The sequence below is a fragment of the Luteibacter mycovicinus genome, assembly GCF_000745235.1.
Taxonomy (GTDB): Bacteria; Pseudomonadota; Gammaproteobacteria; order Xanthomonadales; family Rhodanobacteraceae; genus Luteibacter; species Luteibacter mycovicinus.
This window is the reverse complement of record NZ_JQNL01000001.1, coordinates 3,502,286-3,520,220: the sequence shown is the minus strand read 5'-3', so window position 1 is coordinate 3,520,220 and position 17,935 is coordinate 3,502,286. Positions and strand designations below refer to the sequence as shown.

The following is a 17,935-nucleotide window of genomic DNA, read 5'->3' as shown; positions in this document are numbered from 1 at the left end:
ATCGACACGCCAAGGACGTCACGATGGCATTCGTGCAGCACGCGCCGCAGCTGGCGCACCCGTTTCAGCATGATCGCGTGCTCCAGGCATGGCTCGCGCAACGGCTTCCCGCGGAGCGAGCCGCGGCCGTGCGCCCGGACCTCGATGCCCTCGGCGACTACGCCGTCATGGCCTGGGAACGGCGTAACCGCACCCCGCGCACCGAACCGGTGCTCACCTCGTGGGATGCGTGGGGTAACCGCGTCGACCGGATCGCCCTGACGCCGGCGTGGGAAGAAGGCCCGGCCATCACCACACGCCACGCGGTGCTCGCTTCAGGTCACGAAGCCTCGCCCTGGGCGCGCGTCGAGGAGTTCTTCCGGGTTTACATCTACCACGTGTCGAGCGAGTTCTATTGCTGCCCGCTGGCGATGACCGACGGCGCCGCCACGGCGATCCGCGCCTCCGGCAACGCGGCGCTGATCAAGCGGGCACTGCCGCACTTCCTCAGCCACGACCCGGCCTCGTTCTGGCTCTCCGGCCAGTGGATGACCGAGACGCCCGGCGGCTCGGACGTCGGCCGTACCGAGACGGTCGCCCGGCAGGACGCGAACGGTCAGTGGCGGCTTTACGGCCGCAAGTGGTTCAGCTCCGCCGTCGTCGGCGAGGCCGCGCTCGCCCTTGCGCGCCCCGAAGGCGCTGGGCAGGGCACCGCCGCGCTGGGGCTCTTCTACGTGGAAACGAAGGACGACCACGGTGCGTGGCGTGAGATCACCATCGACCGGCTCAAGAAGAAACTCGGCACCCATGAACTGCCCACCGCCGAGATCCATCTGAACGGTCTGCCGGCCATCCCGGTCGGCCCCGTCGACCACGGTGTGCGCCAGATCGCACCCATGCTCAACGTCACCCGTACCTGGAACGCCGTCTGCGCGGTCGCGAGCATGTCCCGCGCGATCTCCCTGGCGCGAGACTACGCGACACGCCGATACGCTTTCGGTGCGCGTCTCATCGACCACCCGTTGCACGCGCGCACGCTGGCCGACATGCAGGCCGAATACGAGGCCGCCTTCGCCCTGACCTTCCACGTGGCCGAATTGCTCGGGCACGTCGAGCATGGCCAGGCCGGCCCCCTGGACGCTCCCCTGCTCCGGCTGCTGACGCCACTGGCCAAACTCTGGACGGCCAAGGTGTCCATCCGCGTCGTTTCCGAAGCGCTCGAGTGTTTCGGCGGCGCGGGCTACATCGAAGACACCGGCCTGCCGCAGCTCCTGCGCGACGCGCAGGTCTACGCGATCTGGGAAGGCACCACCAACGTGCTGTCGCTCGACATGCTGCGCGCGCTGGGCAGCGTCGGCGTCGCCCCGATCCGCGGCGCGGTCGCCGCGCTGGCCGACGAAGGGAGCCCCGAACGGCGCGCCATCGACAGGACGCTCGATGCGACCGAAGCCCTTCTGGGCGACGTGGCGGCCGACCGGGCGTCCCTCGAGGCGTCGGCGCGAGGCATCGCCTTCACCCTCGCGCGCTGCATGGCGGCGGCCCTGCTCGCCCGTGCCGCACGGGCAGGCGATTCGGCCGGCGACGCCCGCCCGGCAGCCGCTCTCCGCCGGTTCGTCGCCCGCGGCCTCGATCGTCTGGCTCTTCCCGACAACGAGGGCGACAGCCTGCTCGCCGGCAGCATGTAAGATAGGCGCCCGTTTCACCCGGCTTCCCAGGTCAACCATGCAGCAGCTCACCATCGTCACCACCGGCGGCACGATCGACAAGGTCTACTTCGACGACAAGTCGGATTACCAGATCGGCTCCCCGCAAATCGGCGACATCCTGACCCAGCTCGGCGTCGCGTTCCGCTTCGATGTGATTCCGATCCTGCGCAAGGACAGCCTGCACGTGACGGACGAAGACCGTGCGCTCATGCGCAGCACCATCGAGGCCCAGCCGCATCGTCATGTGCTGGTGACCCACGGCACCGACACCATGGTGGAAACCGCGCGTGTACTGGCCGGCATCCCCAACAAGGTGATCGTGCTGACCGGCGCTCTGAACCCGGCTCGTTTTCAGGGGTCGGACGCCGTGTTCAACATCGGCTGCGCGGTCGGCGCGGTACAGACGCTGGCCGATGGCGTGTACATCGCCATGAACGGCCGCGTGTGGAATCCGGAAAGCGTCCGCAAGAACCGCGACGCGAACCGCTTCGAAGCCATCTGATTCGAAGCGATCCGATACGCCGGCCTGAACGCGCCGGTCAGGGCTTGCCACGATCTTCGACGACGGCGTCCACCGTGGCGCCCGCATCCATCAGGCCCGCACCACAGCCTTTCGGGCAGGGACCGGGTAAAGGCCGCGCATTGTCGACGAGCTGACGCGTGATGGCTTCCACGCCGATCGCCGGATCCGCCGATCGCATCAGCGCCACCAGCGCGGAAACCTGGGGCGCTGCCATGGATGTGCCCGCGTAGTACTTGAGAAGAGGCCTGCCCTCACTGCCGCGCTTGCCGCCATCGACGGTCGACAGGATGTCGTCGGCACCGAACGTCGTCAGCGAGCCACCCGGCGCAGCCAGGGTGACGCCGTCGCCGTGGTTCGAGCACCAGGCCATCGATCCGTCGCGTGCCAGCGCATTCACGCTCACGACGCCCGCGCAATTGGATGGAGAGACCGCGGAGGCACGGATGCCGTCGTTACCTGCCGCCGCTACGACGGCGACACCACGCGAGCGCGCCTGTCCGATGGCCGTCGCCAGCGCCGTCCCGCAGGCACCGGGCGTCCTCAGGCTCAGGTTGATGACGTCGGCGCGGCGGGCGATCGCGGGAACACCCGGCAGTTCACCACCGCTCGCCCAGACGATCGCATCCGCCACATCCGAGAGACGGCCTCCGCACTTGCCCATCACCCGCACCGGGATCACCTTGGCCTCGGGCGCGACGCCCAGCATCCCGCGACCATCGGGTGACCTCGCCGCCACGAGTCCGGCGACATGCGTGCCGTGCCACGATGATTCGGACGCCGTTGACGATCCACACTCACCCGCGTCGCTCCAGTCGCCTTCGTCCGCGGGATTCGCATCGCGCCCGTCACCATCGCGTGCCGCGGCGGCATCGCTGACGAAGTCGTAGCCCGGCAAAAGCTGACCGACGAGTTGCGGATGCGGTGCGATGCCGGTGTCGAGTACGGCCACCACGGATCCGGCGCCTTTCGTGTAACGCCAGGCCACCTCCGCGTCGATGCCGACACGAGGATCGTGCATGTACCACTGGCGATGCCATAACGTCGTAAGGCGGCCTGCGGGCGTGACGATGCGGTCTTCTTCGATATCGATGACACCCGGCATCAATGCGAGTACGGCCGGATCCAGGCCGCGCAGGTCGAAGACCTCGCCGCCCGCCGCAAGGGTGCGCACATGCACGGGCTGGGCGATGCGCGTGGAACGCGCGTGCGATACACGTGGATGCCTTGCGGTTGCCGCACTCACCCTGTCGCTGAAGTGCACGATGTATCGATCGGCGGGCATCTCGCCAGCCATGGCGACAGGTACGGGCACGCAGGCCGCGGCGACGAGTAAAGCTAAACGGGGATACGTCAACGATCGCATCTCGGACACCCTGGGAAAACGCGGCGACGCCGCAGTCGGTACAACGTAGGACGATCCGTTCCCGGCTAGTACGCGCCGACGCTCATCAAGGCATGTAGGCGAAATGGGGATGCACGTTGAAGGGTTTGCGAGCAGCGAAGTGTGCAGACGGGCATCCTCCCGACGCGGGCACAAAAAAGGGCCCGGACGTTTCCGTCCGGGCCCCGACGCAGCAAGCGAGAGGGGTCGCTTACGGCGTCCAGGTTGCCTTGAGCGAGACGCCCGAGAACGTCGAGTAACCGCGGACCTTCACGTAATACGTGCCCGCCTGGGTGGTGGCGAAGGTGCAGGTTTCGTTGTTGCCCGAAACGTACGGACGGCAGTTGTAGCTGGAGGTGGTCGGTGCGGAACCGAACTTGACGTAGAGATCCGCATCACCGGTACCACCGCTGGTCACGATGCTGAGGTTCTTCGCGCCAGCCGCCACCACGACGGTGTAGCTGAGTTCGGTACCCGAGCTGCCGGCAAGGCCGGTCTTGGCCACACCGTTCTGCAGCGCCGTGCCACCGGTACCGCCACCGCCGCCGGTCGAGCAGCTGACACCCACGCCGGTGAAGGCGGTGGCGACATCCGTCGCGGAGTAGCCGAGATCGGTCGCCGCGCTGGCGACACCGCAGGCACCGGAGTTGAACGTGGAGCTGGCGGTCCAGTACAGGGCATTGGCGCGGGCGAACACCTTGAACGCCTTCACCGTGTCCCAGCCACTGGTCTTGGCCAGCAGGCAGAACGCCTTGTTGTAGACACCCGACGAGTAATGCACGTCGAGACCGCTGTAGTAATCGGACGCATTGTCGATCGAGCCACCGTCCTGCGACGGCGTGCACATGTAGCGCAACGCGTTACCGATACCGGCGCTGGTCTTGACGATGTCGGCACCGACGAGGAAGTCGTCGCTGCCGCGGTCGTAGTATTCGGCCGCTTCACCGGCGATGTCCGAGTACGCCTCGTTCATGCCACCCGACTGTCCGCTATAGGCCAGGTTGGAGTGCTGTTCGGTGTAGCCATGGCTGATCTCGTGCGAGGTCACATCCAGGGCGACCAGCGGGTAGAACGTGCTGGCACCGTCGCCGAAGGTCATCGAGCTGCCGTCCCAGAACGCGTTCTCGTAGGAGCTGCCGTAGTGCACCTTCATGATCAGAACCTGGTTCAGCGGCGCCGCGCCGGTGTACGAGGTGTACATGTCGTGCACCACGCCACCGAAGTGGTGGGCGTCGTTGATCGGGCCGTAAGCGCCGTTGACGGCGTCACCGCTCGATCCGGCGCTACAGGTGAAGCTCCACAGCGTGCCGGTTCCCGACGTCGCCTTCTTCATGTTGTACGACTTCACGTAGGCATTCTGCGCCGTGCAGGTCGTGCCGGACTGCGTCACGCGCAGCGCGGGCTTGCCGCCGGCACCCCAGGTGTATTGCCCGGTTTTCTGATTGCCGCCCGGACCGGTCGCATCGATCTCGGCGTAGGTCAGGCCTTCCCACTGCTCGATGATCTCGCCGGTGTTGGCGTCGATCAGGGCGGTCGGGCGGGTCGGATGGTCACCGCCGGAGAAGAACGAGGTGAGATAGACCAGACGCGCGGGAGCGCCGTCACCCGGATAGATGTACAGATCCGCCTTGACGTTCTCCGGTTTGACGGTGGCGACGCCGGCCAGCGACGGCGCCTGCTTGCTGAGCAAGGCGACGGCGCGCGTGCCGTCCAGCCTGGGGGTGACCGAGGCGATATCGACCTGAAGGTCGGAGGTGACCGCACCATTGGCGACCAGCGCATTCCCCTGCGTGTCCTGCTCGACGGCGATGCTGCGGCCATAGACCGGCACGCCCTTGAAGGTCTGCTGCATGCGGACGGTCTGCGTGCCCTTCACCGTGGGCAGCGAGGCTTGTGCGACGAATCCGTTGTCGGCGGAAAGTCCCAGTTTTGTCGCCAGCTGGTTGGCCGGTACGGCACCCAGGCTCTGCGCACGCAGTGCCTGTTCGGTAGCCGCCGATGCGACCGAGGTGGCGGCGATCCCGAGGGATGCGACCAGGAGTTTCAAGCGAACATGAGTTGCCATTAACGTTCCTCCTCCAGGAATGGGCCGCACTCCGCCATGGCGGACCGTGAGGACCACACTCCGAACGATTTGAATTCGCGCCGCGGCGCGATGCCCGTTTTATGTCGCGACGACCGGTCCCCCAACCGGAAGTCCTCACCAACCTAGCGCAAGAATTCGCGACCGACTACCTAGGGATTTCCCTAGGGCGGCAAAAAACGCGATGCTACGCACGAATTGCGAACACGAACTTGCGGAGGGGGCGACGCATGGCGCGATTACCGGATCTGGACCTTGACCTGCGTCGACTGACGCCGACGGTGCGCGCGGCGTTCCGTCTCACGTCGGAGCGGCACACGCTGGATCATCTGCTGAGAGAGGTCGGCATCGAGGGTGCCGTCACGTGGCAAAAGGGCGAAAGCATCGCCTCGACGGCGTTGCAGCGGCGGACCAACGGCTGGTGCTTCGAGCTACCGCCGCAACGCACCTACATGCTGGATGACGCGCTGACGCAGCTGTTGCACGCGCTTGCGCCGCATCGCGACCAGATCGTCGCGCTGTCCAGAGCACTCGAACTCGACGCACACGTCGCGCTCGACACCGACATCTACGAAGACCGTGTGCCGACCGGCTACCTGTCACCCGCCAACGTCAAAGCCATCGCGACATACGGTGCGTCGCTCGGCACGGAAATTCATCTCGCCGAGCCGAACGGCTGAGGACGGCGTCGCCGGGATCAGAGCATCCCGGTTTCGAGCTTCGCCGCATCGGACATCATGGAGTGATTCCAGGGCGGGTCGAATACGAGGTCGACATCGGCCTCGATGATCGTGGGAATGAGCTCGACCTTGGTGCGGACATCGTCGACGAGGATGTCGCCCATGCCGCAGCCCGGCGCGGTCAGCGTCATCTTCACGTAAACGCGGCGCGAGCCCTCTTCGGTGGATTCGAGGCTGACGTCATAGACCAGACCCAGTTCCACCACGTTGATGGGGATCTCGGGATCGAAGCAGGTGCGCAGCTGCTGCCAGACCAGCTTCTCCACGTCGTCGTCCGTCGCGCCGTCCTCGAGTTCGATCGGGCGCGGCGGCTCCTTGCCCAGCGCGTCGGCGTCGTCGCCGGCGATGCGGAACAGGTTGCCTTCCACGTAAACGGTGAAACTGCCGCCGAGGGCCTGGGTGATGTAGCCGATCTGCCCGGCGGGAAGCGTCACCGTCTCACCCTGCGGCACCATGACTGCCTGGCAGTCACGTTCGAGGGTGAAGGGCTCGCTGCTGAGGCTGAAACCGCTCATTGCTGTCCTGTAAAGGCCGCGCCGCGGCCGCAAAGTCGTCGATTATGCGCCTGCCCGCGAGGCGGGGGTAGGCACCTACCGGCTTAACGTCGGGGCGCACGCGTCGGGGCACAAGAGCGCCCGGCCCCTTGCCCCGCTATGATGGCCCCCTTTTTGCCGCACCCGGGATCCCATGCGCGACCTGACCGAAATCCATGCCGGCTGAGCGCACAGGCCTTCCCGGTTTCCTCTTCGGTGCACTCTGCGCGGCCATGTTCGGCCTCGCCGCGGGCGCCGTCTGGATGCTCCCCTCGATGATGTTCGGCCGCGCCCTACCGGCCCTCGTGCTGCCGGTGGGCTGGGCGCTGGGTCTCGTCGTGCGCCGCTGGCTGCGCTTCCGCGGTCCTGTCGGCGCCGTCCTGGCCGGCGCGGCAACCCTGCTGGCGGCCCTGTACACGGCGTGCCTGGTGGTCGCCGCCACGATCTCCGGGATGATGGGCATCGGCTTCGGCCAGGCCATCGCCGACGCCGGACCGGCCATGCTGCTGGACCTCGCCCGTCTCGCGCAGCGCCCGGTCGACCTGTCGCTCTACCTGACCGGAGCCCTGATCGCGGCCTTTACCGCCTGGCCGCTGGGACGGCGGAAGCCGCGCGGCAACTGACTTTCATAAGCGGTAAATCCCCCTACGGGAAAGATATTGCGGGGAAGTAACAGTCAACCGGCGGTCGATGACCGCGTTTACCGGAGTGAACCTGGCGATATGGAGCACGAGGATGCGAAACACGACGATGCGGAGAAAGCCGTGAACGGCTCCCTCGCACTCGACAGCGCATCGCTCGAGGATCTGCGCGAGGTCCCGGCGAACATGGACGCCTTCCTGGCGGGTATCGAGCGACGCGCCTGGCGTATGGCCGAAATCCACCTGGGCAACAAGGACGACGCCATGGATGCCGTCCAGGACGCCATGCTGCGACTCGTCAACCATTACGCGGGTAAGCCCGCCGGTGAGTGGACGCCGCTGTTCTGGGGCATCCTGCGCCGACGCATCGTCGATCTGCAGCGGCGCCGCAAGGTCCGGTCCATCGTCGTCAGCTGGATGGGCGGCGGTCGCGACGACGAAGGCGACGAACTCCCGATGTGGGAGCCGGCGGACGACGCGCCGGATCCCTCGGCCCGGTTGCAGGACACGCAGGCCTACGGCGACATCGTGACGGCCGTGCGCAAGCTGCCCCGGCGCCAGCGCGAAGCGTTCACGCTGCGCATCATGGAAGGCCTGGATGTGGCCGAGACGGCCGCCGCGATGGGCTGCTCGGACGGCAGCGTGAAAACCCACCTTTCGCGCGCGATGCATGCGCTGCGCGATCAACTGGAGGCTTGGCGATGAGCCAGCACGATCGAGAACTCGAACGTCGCGCCCGGGACCTGTACCTGCGGGCCAGCCGCGACGTGGATCCGGCCACCGCGGGCCGCCTGCGCGCGGCGCGGCGCACCGCGCTCGCCCGTCCGCAACCGTCCATGACGCGACGCCTGCTACTCCCCGCAGGTGCCTTCGCCGTGGTCGCTCTCGCTTCGCTGATGATCTGGCAGCCGCGGGTATCCCCCTCGGACATGCCGGTGGCCACCCAGCAGTCCGCCGAGGCGGAGCCCAGCGATCTGCCGCCCGATGCCGACAGCGCGGACCCCGCGCTGTACAAGGACATGCAGTTCTACAGCTGGCTCGCCTACAACGACGCGCCCTCGTCCCCGTCCCGCAAGTGAGCCCCATGCGCCGCCTTCCGCTCGTCCTCGCCCTGTTCATGGCCTTCGCGGCGCCGCTGACGGCGAGCGCGCAGGATCGCCCCCCACCGCCGCCCGGCGGTGAGATGCCGCTGCCGCCGCCCCGTCCGTGGAGCGCGCTGTCGGCCGACGAAAAGGACATCCTCGCGCCGCTGGCGCATGACTGGGACACGTTCCCGCCGCAGCGCCAGTCGCGGATGCTCGAGAAAGCCCAGCGCTGGCGCGGGCTGCCGCCGGATCGTCGTGCCGAGATCCGCGACCGCATCGAACGCTGGCAGCACATGACGCCGGAGGAGCGAGCCGAGGCACGCCGGAACCAGCAGAAGTTCCAGGACCTCTCTCCCGACCAGCGTGCCCGCCTGCACGACGCCTTCGAGCGTTTCAGGAGCCTCACGCCCGACCAGCGGCATGCGCTGATCGAAAAGTGGCGCAACATGACACCCGATCAGCGCCGCGACGCGGTGGACCACGCGGGCCCGAACGACATCGTGCCCCCGCCCCACGGCGGTCCGGGCGGCCCGACGGCCCGGGCGATCGCCGGCCGCCTCCCCCTCCGGGGGAGTGAGCTAAACTGGGGCAATGACCGAAAACGACCTGGCTTTCCTCAACGACCGCCGTTCGGTGCCTTCGCGCCAGCTCGGCGAACCCGCCCCCGATGACGCCACGCTGCGCCGCCTCCTCGAGGCCGCGATCCGTGTGCCCGACCACGGAAAACTCGAACCCTTCCGCATCCGCGTGCTGCGCGGCGAGGCCAAACTGGCCTTCGGCCGCAAGCTCGCGAAGCTGGCCGTCGAAGCCAATCCGGGCCTGTCCGAATCCAAGCGCGAGAAAGAACAGCGCCGCTACGAATTCGCCCCCCTGGTCCTGGTCGTTTCGGCGAAGATCGACACCGACAGCAAGGTCCCCGAGCTGGAGCAGGACCTTACCGCCGGCTGCGTCGCCTATAACATCCTGCTCGGCGCGCAGGCGCTCGGCTACGGAGCGCAGTGGCTCAGCGGCTGGGCCGCCTACGACCGTGAGGTTGCGAAGCTGCTCGACATGAAGAAAAGCGAACACATCGTCGGCTTCATCCACATCGGCACGGCCGCCATCGACGCGCCGGAGCGCGATCGTCCGTCGTACGACGACATCGTGAGCGTGTGGTCGCCGTGAGCGACGACTCCCTCGTCCACCTGGTCGACGGCAGCCTGTATGTGTTCCGGGCATGGCACTCCATGCCCGACGAATTTCACGACCACGAAGGCGAGCCGGTCAACGCCGTGCACGGCTTCACGCGATTCCTCTGCGAGCTGCTCGAGCGCAGCCGTGCGGAGCACATCGCGGTGGCGTTCGACGCGTCGCTCACCACCTCGTTCCGCAACACGATCTATCCGGCGTACAAGGCCAACCGCGACCTGCCACCGCCCCATCTGGTCCGTCAGTTCGGGCTGTGCCGCGAGATCTCCGCGGCCCTTGGCCTCACCGTGCTCAACGATCACCAGTACGAGGCCGACGACCTGATCGGCAGCGCGCTGTGGGGCCTGCGCTCGCATGGCTTCCGCGGCGTCATCGTTTCCGCCGACAAGGACTTCGGTCAGTTGCTCGGCGAGCACGACGAGCAATGGGACTTTGCGAAGAACGTGCGCTGGGGGCCTTCCGGCGTCTTCGACAAGCTCGGCGTGCATCCACACCAGGTCGCAGACTATCTGGCGCTGTGCGGTGACGCGGTCGACAACATCCCCGGCGTGCCTGGCATCGGCGCGAAGACCGCGGCGGCCCTGCTTGCCCACTTCGGCAGCCTGGACAACCTGCTCGATCGCATCGACGAGGTGCCGTACCTGCGCATCCGCGGCGCCGCGGCCTGTGCGGCTCGTCTGCGTGAACATGCGGAACAGGCGCTGCTGTGCCGTCGCCTTACCCGCATCGCGCTGGATATCGCCGTCGCCGAGACCGCCGATGCCCTGAGCCGCCGTCAGGGCGAAGCCGCCACGATCGACGAATTGTGCGAGCGCCTGCGCTTCGGACCGCTGACCCGGTCACGCCTGCGCGCCTTGATGTAATACGTCACCCAGTCGATATACCCTTGGTCGGATATTCCCTATATCCCTCCAAGGAACCCGCCATGCAGACCAGTCCGCTGCCCCATGCCTCGCCGATCCCCGATGACGCCAGTGCGCCGGAAGAGGTCCTGCACAAGGCGAAGTGGCTGACCCTGAAGAAGCGCGGCCGCTGGGAATACGCCGAACGCAACAACCCGGGTGGCGCGGTGATCATTCTCGCGGTGACGCCCGACGACAAGGTCGTCTTCGTCGAGCAATACCGCGTGTCGATCCTGAAGAACACCATCGAGATGCCCGCCGGCCTCGTCGGCGATCTTGCCGGTGCCGAGGACGAGGACGTACTGCTGGCCGCTCGCCGCGAACTGGAAGAAGAAACCGGCTACGCCTGCGGCAGCATCGAGTTCGTGCATGAGGGCCCGTCGTCGGCCGGCATGAGCACGGAGATGATCGCCTTTGCACGCGCCTGGGACCTGTCCAGGGTGGGCAAGGGCGGCGGTGACGAGACGGAAAACATCATCGTTCACGAAGTGCCACGTGCCGAAGCCGGCAAGTGGCTGTTCGACCGTGCGAAGGAAGGTTTCTCCATCGACGCGAAGCTGTTCGCGGGGCTCTGGTTCATCGAGCATCCCGAAGCGCACATGCGCTGACAGCGACCGGCAAACCCACTCCGGCCGGGTGGCCGGAGTGGGTGACGATCAATTCGCCGCGGTCGGCTGGACGCTGACGTGCACGTTCTGGATCGACACCGAGCCGCCTTCCATCCACATCTCGTGGCCTCCCGGCGTCGAGAGCCGCTCCTCCGACTGGATGTCGACATACAGGAAGTTGGGATCGAACCCGACGTTCTGGCCCGGCACGGTGAAGCGGAACGTGCCGACGGCATCGCCGCCGAACGTGGCCTTTTTCTCGCCAAGCTCCAGTCGGTGACGCCCCCGATCGTCACCCAGCCAGAAATTCACTCGCAGCTTGCCGAGCGCGCCGCCCTGGACCTGCGTGAGACCTGCGTTGAACTGGACGGTGTAACTGACGTCGCCGCCGTAATACGTCGTACCGAGGGGCGTAAACCCACGGACCGTCATGGTCGGAGCGCGCCACGCCGGGCCTACGCCTCCGTCGATCTGCTCGCCAGGGTGGCCGAACGATTGCCACATCGAGGTCCGATCGAATAAGCCGTGGTCGGTCTTCAGTCGGCAGGCTGCCTGTGCCATGGCATCGATCGAGCCGCTGCAACCGGGGAGATTTTCCAGTGACGGAGCCGCCAGCGCGTGACCGGTGAAGAGCAGGGTCGCGATCGCCGCCGTGGCGACCCACCGACGGTGAGAAGAGTGCTTGCGCATGACTTACATTCCTTTGTGAGTGATGAGGGGTAGTACGGACACTGGCGCCAGGGCGAGGGAGGGGGATAGCTCAGGCGCCAGCCGACGGGATTGTCGGCCGATTGCCCAGGAAACTGTGGCCTGCTGACAGGCCTGACGGCATAGGCCGCAGCAACCTCGCGGCGACCACCTACACGGACCCGCTATATCACGTGCCGAGGCCGCCAGATGGCTGCCCGGCGGACAAATCCGTCCTGTCAATTCTTGTCCCCGCCCCCTTCCCGGCGTAGCCTTCCCTCTGCTCTGCCCGGCGCCGCCCATGTCCGTTCGTTTCGCCCATCTCCACCTGCACAGCGAGTACTCGCTGGTCGACTCGACCATCCGCATCAAGCAGCTGGTCGCCGCCTGCGCGCGGGCGGGTATGCCCGCCGTCGCGCTGACGGACGAGAACAACATGTTCGGGCTGGTGAAGTTCTACAAGCAGTGCACGGCGGCGGGCATCAAGCCGATCGGTGGCTGCGACATCTGGGTCTCAAGCCCCGATGATCCGCGCCCCTGGCGTCTCACGCTGATCTGCCAGGATCGCGACGGCTACCTCAATCTCTCCCGGCTGGTTTCACGCGCCTGGCGCGAAGGCCAGGGTACCGGCCGCGCGCTCGTCGATGCCGCCTGGATGCATCCGGAGAGCGTACGCGGCCTGATCGCCATCGCCGGTCGCGAAAGTGAAGTCGCGCGCGTCGCGCTGACGGCGGGTCTTCCCGCCGCGACCCTGCGCCTCAGCTTCCTGCAGCGCCTGTTCCCCGACCGTCTTTACCTCGAACTGACCCGCACGGGCCGTGAGAACGAAGAAAACTGGGTGCGCGCCGCCATGGCGCTGGCAGGCGATCACGAGCTGCCCGTAATCGCGAGCAACGACGTGCGCTTCCTGCTGCGCGAAGACTTCGATGCGCACGAAGCCCGCACCTGCATCAACCAGGGCCGCGTCCTCGCGGATCCGAAGCGCCCGAAGGATTACAGCGAAGAGCAGTACTTCAAGTCGCCCGAGGACATGGAGGCGTTGTTCGCCGACATTCCCGAGGCGCTGGAAAACACGGTCGAACTGGTCAAGCGCTGCAATCTCGTGCTCGAGTTCGGCACGTATTACCTGCCCAACTTCCCGGTCCCCGAAGGCCACACGCTCGACACCTTCATCCGCGATCTCGCACAGAAGGGACTCGAAGAGCGCCTCAGCCAGCATCCCATCGCCGCCGGCAAGACGCTGGAGGATTATCAGGCGCGCCTGGATCGCGAAGTCGACGTCATCATCCGGATGGGCTTCCCCGGCTACTTCCTGATCGTTGCGGACTTCATCGGCTGGGCGAAGGACAACGGTATTCCGGTGGGCCCGGGCCGAGGTTCGGGTGCGGGCTCGCTCGTGGCGTGGGTGCTGAAGATCACCGACCTGGATCCGCTGCAGTTCGAGTTGCTTTTCGAGCGCTTCCTCAACCCCGAACGCGTGTCGATGCCCGACTTCGACATCGACTTCTGCATGGATCGCCGCGACGAGGTGATCGACTACGTGGCGCGCAAGTACGGTCGCGATCACGTCAGTCAGATCATCACCTACGGCTCGATGGCGGCGAAGGCCGTGCTGCGCGACTCCGGTCGCGTGCTCGGCATGGGCTACGGTCAGGTCGACCGTCTCGCCAAACTCATTCCCAACCGTCCGCTCGACCTCACCCTCGGCGACGCGCTCGGCCGTACGGAAAAAGCCAGGAAAGAACCCGATCGCGTCGTCAAGGAATTCTGCGACGTCTACGATCAGGAAGAAGAGCCGCGCCAGCTGATCGATCTGGCGCTCAGCCTCGAAGGTCTCACCCGCAACGCCGGCAAGCACGCGGGTGGCGTGGTGATCGCGCCCACACCGCTGACCGACTTCGCCCCGCTGTACTGCGAAGCCAGCGGCGAAGGCGTCGTCACGCAGTACGACAAGGACGACGTCGAGGCGGTCGGCCTGGTGAAGTTCGACTTCCTCGGCCTGCGCACGCTCACGATCATCGACTGGGCGGTCAAGGCGATCAACAGGCGCCGGGCGAAGGAAGGCACGGACGCGCTGGTGATCGAATCGCTGCCGCTGGACGATCCCAAGGTCTACGACCTGCTGAAGAAAGCGCAGACCGTCGCCGTCTTCCAGCTCGAGTCGCGCGGCATGCAGGGCATGCTGAAAGAGGCCCAGGCCGACCGTTTCGAAGACATCATCGCGCTGGTGGCGCTGTACCGCCCCGGCCCGATGGATCTGATACCGAGCTTCTGCGCGCGTAAGCATGGGCGCGAAGCGGTGGAGTACCCGGATCCGCGCGTCGAACCCATCCTGAAAGAGACCTACGGCATCATGGTCTATCAGGAGCAGGTGATGCAGATGGCGCAGATCGTGGGCGGTTACACGCTCGGCGGCGCCGATCTGCTGCGCCGTGCGATGGGTAAGAAAAAAGCCGAGGAAATGGTCAAGCACCGCGCGACCTTCCGCGAAGGCGCCGCCAGGGACGGGATCGTGGGCGACAAGGCCGACGCGATCTTCGACCTGATGGAGAAGTTCGCCGGCTACGGCTTCAATAAGTCGCACGCCGCCGCTTATGCGCTGGTGTCGTATCAGACCGCCTGGCTGAAGGCGCACTACCCCGCCGAGTTCATGGCCGCGACGATTTCGTCGGACATGGACAACACCGAGAAGGCCGTCACCTTCCTCGAAGAAACGCGGGCGATCGGCATCAAGGTGCTGCCGCCCGACGTCAACGCGTCGGACTGGATGTTCGAAGCGGTGGAACCGCGCGTGGTGCGTTACGGCCTTGGCGCGATCAAGGGCGTCGGCCAGGGTATCTGCGAGGAAATCGTCGCCGAACGCAAGGCGAAGGGGCCGTTCCGCGGACTGGTCGACTTCTGCCAGCGCGTCGGCTCGAGCAAGCTCAACAAGCGCACCATGGAAGCGCTGGTCCAGTCCGGCGCGCTCGACGCGCTCGGCGAGAACCGCGCCACCCTGGTCAAGCACATTCCCGAAGCGATGCGCGCCGCCGACCAGGAAGCGAAGAACCGCGCTTCGGGGCAGGTCGACATCTTCGGCAACGCGTTCGGTGAGGCGGAAGCCCCCAGCATCATCGAACTCTCCGGTTCGGTGCCGGAGTGGCCACTCGAACAGCTGCTGCAGGGCGAGCACGACACGCTCGGCCATTACCTGTCCGGTCACCCCACCGACCCGTGGAAGGCCGAACTGGCGCAGCTGGGCAGCTGTCCCATCGGCGAGATTCCGCAGCGCTACCAGCCGCCCAAACCGCGCCGTAACGACGACGACGAAAACGCCAACCGCTTCCGTCGCGGCCCGGATACGCCGTGGACCGTGGCCGGGATGGTGGTGGGCATGCGCAAGCGTGGCGAGAGCGATGCGTTCGTCCAGATCGAGGACGCGACCGGCATGCTCGAGACGAGCTTTTTTCGTGACGTGTTCACCGACGCCGCCCCCCTGCTTACACGCGGAAGCATGATCGTGGTCGAAGGGGGCCTGCGTATCGACGACTTCGCCGGCGGCTATCAGCTGCGTGCCCGCAAGGCCTACGCGCTGTCCGATGCCATGGAGCACTTCGGCCGCCTGCTCACGCTGAAACTCAACGGCGTCGGTCCGGACTTCCCGCAGCACCTGCGTCAGGCCCTGATGGGTTATCGCGGGGGACGTACCCCGCTGATGCTGGCCGGCTACCGCAACGCGGAAGGCCAGGCCAGCCTGGAGCTGGGCGATCAGTGGCGCGTGCGCGCCCTCCCCGACCTCGTGCGCACCTTGCGGACGATCCCCGGTGTTCTGGGGACCGAGCTGCGCATGGTACGGCCGGCCGACTGAGCGCCGGCCGCTCCTGCCGGCCGGGCGATACGCCGCCTATTCGGATGCCGACAGCTGGACGGGAATCTGGCCGGGGTAGGAACGGACGACGACGACATCGTCCGCCTTGATCGCACCGACGCCGTCGACTTTCTGGATCCTCACGCCGATATGCCGGACATGCGAGCCTGCCGGGACGAGGACGCTGTCGACAAGTTCGCCCGAGGGCCAGCCCCCCGAGTTCAACTCGCCCTTGATGGCCTGTGTCTTATGCGCCGCGTTCCACTTCTTGTCGCCGTCGTCGAACGCGGTGGCTATGAGGACCGTGGCACCGCCCTGCTCGGCACCGACATGCGCGTGGACGGTGTAGACGAAATCGTCGGCGTCGGCGTCGGCGGGCGGGAGGGCGACCCACTGGGTCACACTGTCTTCCGGCTCCGCCAGGCGCACCGTCCGATAACGGTTATTCGCCGTGTCGTAGAGCGCCAGCGACGCGTTATACCTGTCGGCGCCAGGTCCTTCGAAGACCCAGGGCGCCAGGTGATCGGCCATCGCGTGGCGCTTCGTGTTGAACCCGAACCACTGGTACTCGCCATGCCAGAAGGCGTCGTTTACGCCTTCAAAGTCACCGTTTGGCACGGTGAGCCGGCAGATCTGGCCTTCCGCGGCGATGTCGCACTCGGGCATGCGATGGATCGCGTAGGGGCCGGGGATCTCGGCGAACGCCACGTTCGCCCCGGAGACGCTGGCGACCAGGCCGACCATCAGAAGCGAGAAGCGGCGGCGTTTTGCGATACGGTGAATTGCACCGGGCATGATGATTCCTTTCGTCAGAAGAGGTGATCCTCCCGTCGACGCGAAGGTCGAGGCAGGGCCGCGGGCAGCCGTGCCCGCCGACGCATTGAAGCAAAGATCACACGTCCCGGGGGACCGCCTCACAGCGGCGCCAGTCGTACCTACATGAATTTCGGGCAATTCTTACCTCCCGGGCCGACCGTACCCTCGCGCACGCGTCCCAGGGCGCCACTGGGTATAATCAGCGGTCTTGTCCGGATGCTTCGTATTCATGAATCCCAACTTCCTCGATTTCGAACAACCCATTGCCGAGCTGGAAGCGAAGATCGAAGAGCTTCGTCATGCCAGCAGTGGGCAGGCTTTCAACATCGACGAGGAAGTGGGCCGTCTGCGTGAAAAGCTGAAGATCAAGACCAACGAGATCTTCCGCAATCTCACCCCGTGGCAGATCAGCCAGGTATCGCGCCACCCGGCACGTCCGTACACCCTCGATTACATCCAGGCGATGTGCGAGGAATTCCACGAGCTCAAGGGCGACCGCATGTTCGCGGACGACCAGGCCATCGTGGGCGGCCTTGCCCGTATCAAGGGCCGCTCGGTCATGGTGGTCGGTCACCAGAAGGGCCGCGACACCAAGTCCAAGGTGAAGCGCAACTTCGGCATGCCGCGCCCCGAGGGCTATCGCAAGGCGCTGCGGCTGTTCAAGATGGCCGAGCAGTTCAGGATCCCGGTCTTCACCTTCATCGATACGGCCGGCGCGTGGCCGGGCATCAATGCGGAAGAACGCGGTCAGTCCGAAGCCATCGCCCGCAATCTGCTGGAGATGGCCGAGCTGCGTGTGCCGATCATCTGCACCGTGACGGGCGAAGGCGGTTCCGGCGGCGCGCTGGCCATTGGCGTAGGCGACCGCACGCTGATGCTGCAGTACTCGACGTACTCGGTCATCACGCCCGAAGGTTGCGCGTCCATCCTCTGGAAGAGCGCCGACAAGGCCAAGGATGCCGCCGAGGTCATGGGCCTCACCGCGCCGCGCCTGCTCGAGAACGGCCTGATCGACAAGATCGTCCGCGAGCCCCTGGGCGGTGCGCATCGCAGCCCGCAGTCGATGGCGGTTCGTCTCAAGGCCGTGCTGCTCAACGAGCTGGACGCCCTCGAAGCGCAGCCCGTCGAAGCCCTGCTCGAAAACCGCTATAAGCGCCTGCGCGGCTACGGCGCCTTCACCGAGGGCTGATCGTCCCGGCATTGCGGTTACCATCGG

Annotated in this window: 17 protein-coding genes; 12 read left to right on the top strand and 5 right to left on the bottom strand. The window is 66.4% G+C overall.

Annotated features, from left to right (window positions below; genetic code table 11):
* Positions 1-23: 23 nt before the first annotated feature.
* Both FA85_RS15490 and FA85_RS15485 read left to right on the top strand, forming a co-directional pair.
* A complete protein-coding gene (locus FA85_RS15490) occupies positions 24-1,664 on the top strand; it encodes an acyl-CoA dehydrogenase family protein (RefSeq protein WP_036115209.1) in 1,641 nt (546 codons plus the stop codon).
* Between the two features lie 37 nt (positions 1,665-1,701).
* Entirely contained in the window at positions 1,702-2,187 is a 486-nt protein-coding gene (locus FA85_RS15485; RefSeq protein ID WP_036115212.1) for an asparaginase domain-containing protein, read from the top strand.
* A 37-nt stretch (positions 2,188-2,224) separates the two neighbouring features.
* Here FA85_RS15485 and FA85_RS15480 read toward each other — a convergent pair whose 3' ends face one another.
* Together FA85_RS15480 and FA85_RS15475 are read right to left on the bottom strand one after the other, a co-directional pair.
* A complete protein-coding gene (locus tag FA85_RS15480) occupies positions 2,225-3,490 on the bottom strand; it encodes a S8 family peptidase (protein ID WP_197056553.1) in 1,266 nt (421 codons plus the stop codon).
* A gap of 310 nt (positions 3,491-3,800) precedes the next feature.
* Positions 3,801-5,654, bottom strand: coding sequence for a M4 family metallopeptidase (locus FA85_RS15475; protein WP_081907562.1), 1,854 nt, complete (start codon positions 5,652-5,654; stop codon positions 3,801-3,803).
* A gap of 248 nt (positions 5,655-5,902) precedes the next feature.
* On the opposite strand from FA85_RS15475, the gene FA85_RS15470 reads away from it, so the two are divergent.
* Positions 5,903-6,352 carry a DUF4279 domain-containing protein gene (locus FA85_RS15470; protein ID WP_036115215.1) on the top strand — a complete coding sequence of 150 codons (450 nt, stop codon included), beginning with the start codon at positions 5,903-5,905 and terminating at the stop codon, positions 6,350-6,352.
* A 17-nt stretch (positions 6,353-6,369) separates the two neighbouring features.
* On the opposite strand, the gene sufT is transcribed toward FA85_RS15470, so the two are convergent.
* Positions 6,370-6,927, bottom strand: a complete 558-nt coding sequence (sufT, locus tag FA85_RS15465) for a putative Fe-S cluster assembly protein SufT (protein ID WP_036115217.1) — start codon at positions 6,925-6,927, stop codon at positions 6,370-6,372.
* A gap of 194 nt (positions 6,928-7,121) precedes the next feature.
* Between sufT and FA85_RS15460 the strand changes: the two genes are divergently transcribed.
* The 7 genes from FA85_RS15460 (at position 7,122) to FA85_RS15430 (ending at position 11,369) form a co-directional block, all read left to right on the top strand.
* Positions 7,122-7,568, top strand: a complete 447-nt coding sequence (locus FA85_RS15460; protein WP_051943901.1) for a hypothetical protein — start codon at positions 7,122-7,124, stop codon at positions 7,566-7,568.
* A gap of 99 nt (positions 7,569-7,667) precedes the next feature.
* Entirely contained in the window at positions 7,668-8,291 is a 624-nt protein-coding gene (locus tag FA85_RS15455) for an RNA polymerase sigma factor (protein WP_176167723.1), read from the top strand.
* Positions 8,288-8,665: a hypothetical protein gene (locus tag FA85_RS15450; RefSeq protein WP_036115221.1), complete on the top strand. Its 378-nt coding sequence runs from the start codon at positions 8,288-8,290 to the stop codon at positions 8,663-8,665. Before FA85_RS15455 ends, FA85_RS15450 begins: the two co-directional genes overlap by 4 nt.
* A gap of 5 nt (positions 8,666-8,670) precedes the next feature.
* Positions 8,671-9,342 carry a DUF3106 domain-containing protein gene (locus FA85_RS15445; RefSeq protein WP_051974354.1) on the top strand — a complete coding sequence of 224 codons (672 nt, stop codon included), beginning with the start codon at positions 8,671-8,673 and terminating at the stop codon, positions 9,340-9,342.
* Positions 9,263-9,835, top strand: coding sequence for a nitroreductase family protein (locus tag FA85_RS15440; RefSeq protein WP_036115224.1), 573 nt, complete (start codon positions 9,263-9,265; stop codon positions 9,833-9,835). The genes FA85_RS15445 and FA85_RS15440 overlap by 80 nt, the downstream gene beginning before the upstream one ends.
* A gap of 62 nt (positions 9,836-9,897) precedes the next feature.
* Positions 9,898-10,722: a 5'-3' exonuclease gene (locus tag FA85_RS15435; protein ID WP_239709149.1), complete on the top strand. Its 825-nt coding sequence runs from the start codon at positions 9,898-9,900 to the stop codon at positions 10,720-10,722.
* Between the two features lie 62 nt (positions 10,723-10,784).
* On the top strand, positions 10,785-11,369 hold the full coding sequence (locus FA85_RS15430) for an NUDIX hydrolase (RefSeq protein WP_036115229.1): 585 nt from the start codon (positions 10,785-10,787) through the stop codon (positions 11,367-11,369).
* A 48-nt stretch (positions 11,370-11,417) separates the two neighbouring features.
* Here the strand turns inward: FA85_RS15430 and FA85_RS15425 are convergent, their stop codons facing one another.
* On the bottom strand, positions 11,418-12,059 hold the full coding sequence (locus FA85_RS15425) for a hypothetical protein (RefSeq protein WP_036115233.1): 642 nt from the start codon (positions 12,057-12,059) through the stop codon (positions 11,418-11,420).
* 298 nt (positions 12,060-12,357) lie between these two features.
* Here FA85_RS15425 and dnaE point away from each other — a divergent pair, with 298 nt between their 5' ends.
* A complete protein-coding gene (dnaE, locus tag FA85_RS15420; protein ID WP_036115236.1) occupies positions 12,358-15,903 on the top strand; it encodes a DNA polymerase III subunit alpha in 3,546 nt (1,181 codons plus the stop codon).
* A 36-nt stretch (positions 15,904-15,939) separates the two neighbouring features.
* Here the strand turns inward: dnaE and FA85_RS15415 are convergent, their stop codons facing one another.
* On the bottom strand, positions 15,940-16,698 hold the full coding sequence (locus tag FA85_RS15415) for a hypothetical protein (RefSeq protein ID WP_036115238.1): 759 nt from the start codon (positions 16,696-16,698) through the stop codon (positions 15,940-15,942).
* Positions 16,699-16,948: 250 nt separating this feature from the next.
* Between FA85_RS15415 and FA85_RS15410 the strand changes: the two genes are divergently transcribed.
* A complete protein-coding gene (locus FA85_RS15410) occupies positions 16,949-17,908 on the top strand; it encodes an acetyl-CoA carboxylase carboxyltransferase subunit alpha (RefSeq protein WP_036115241.1) in 960 nt (319 codons plus the stop codon).
* The last annotated feature ends 27 nt before the right edge of the window (positions 17,909-17,935 follow it).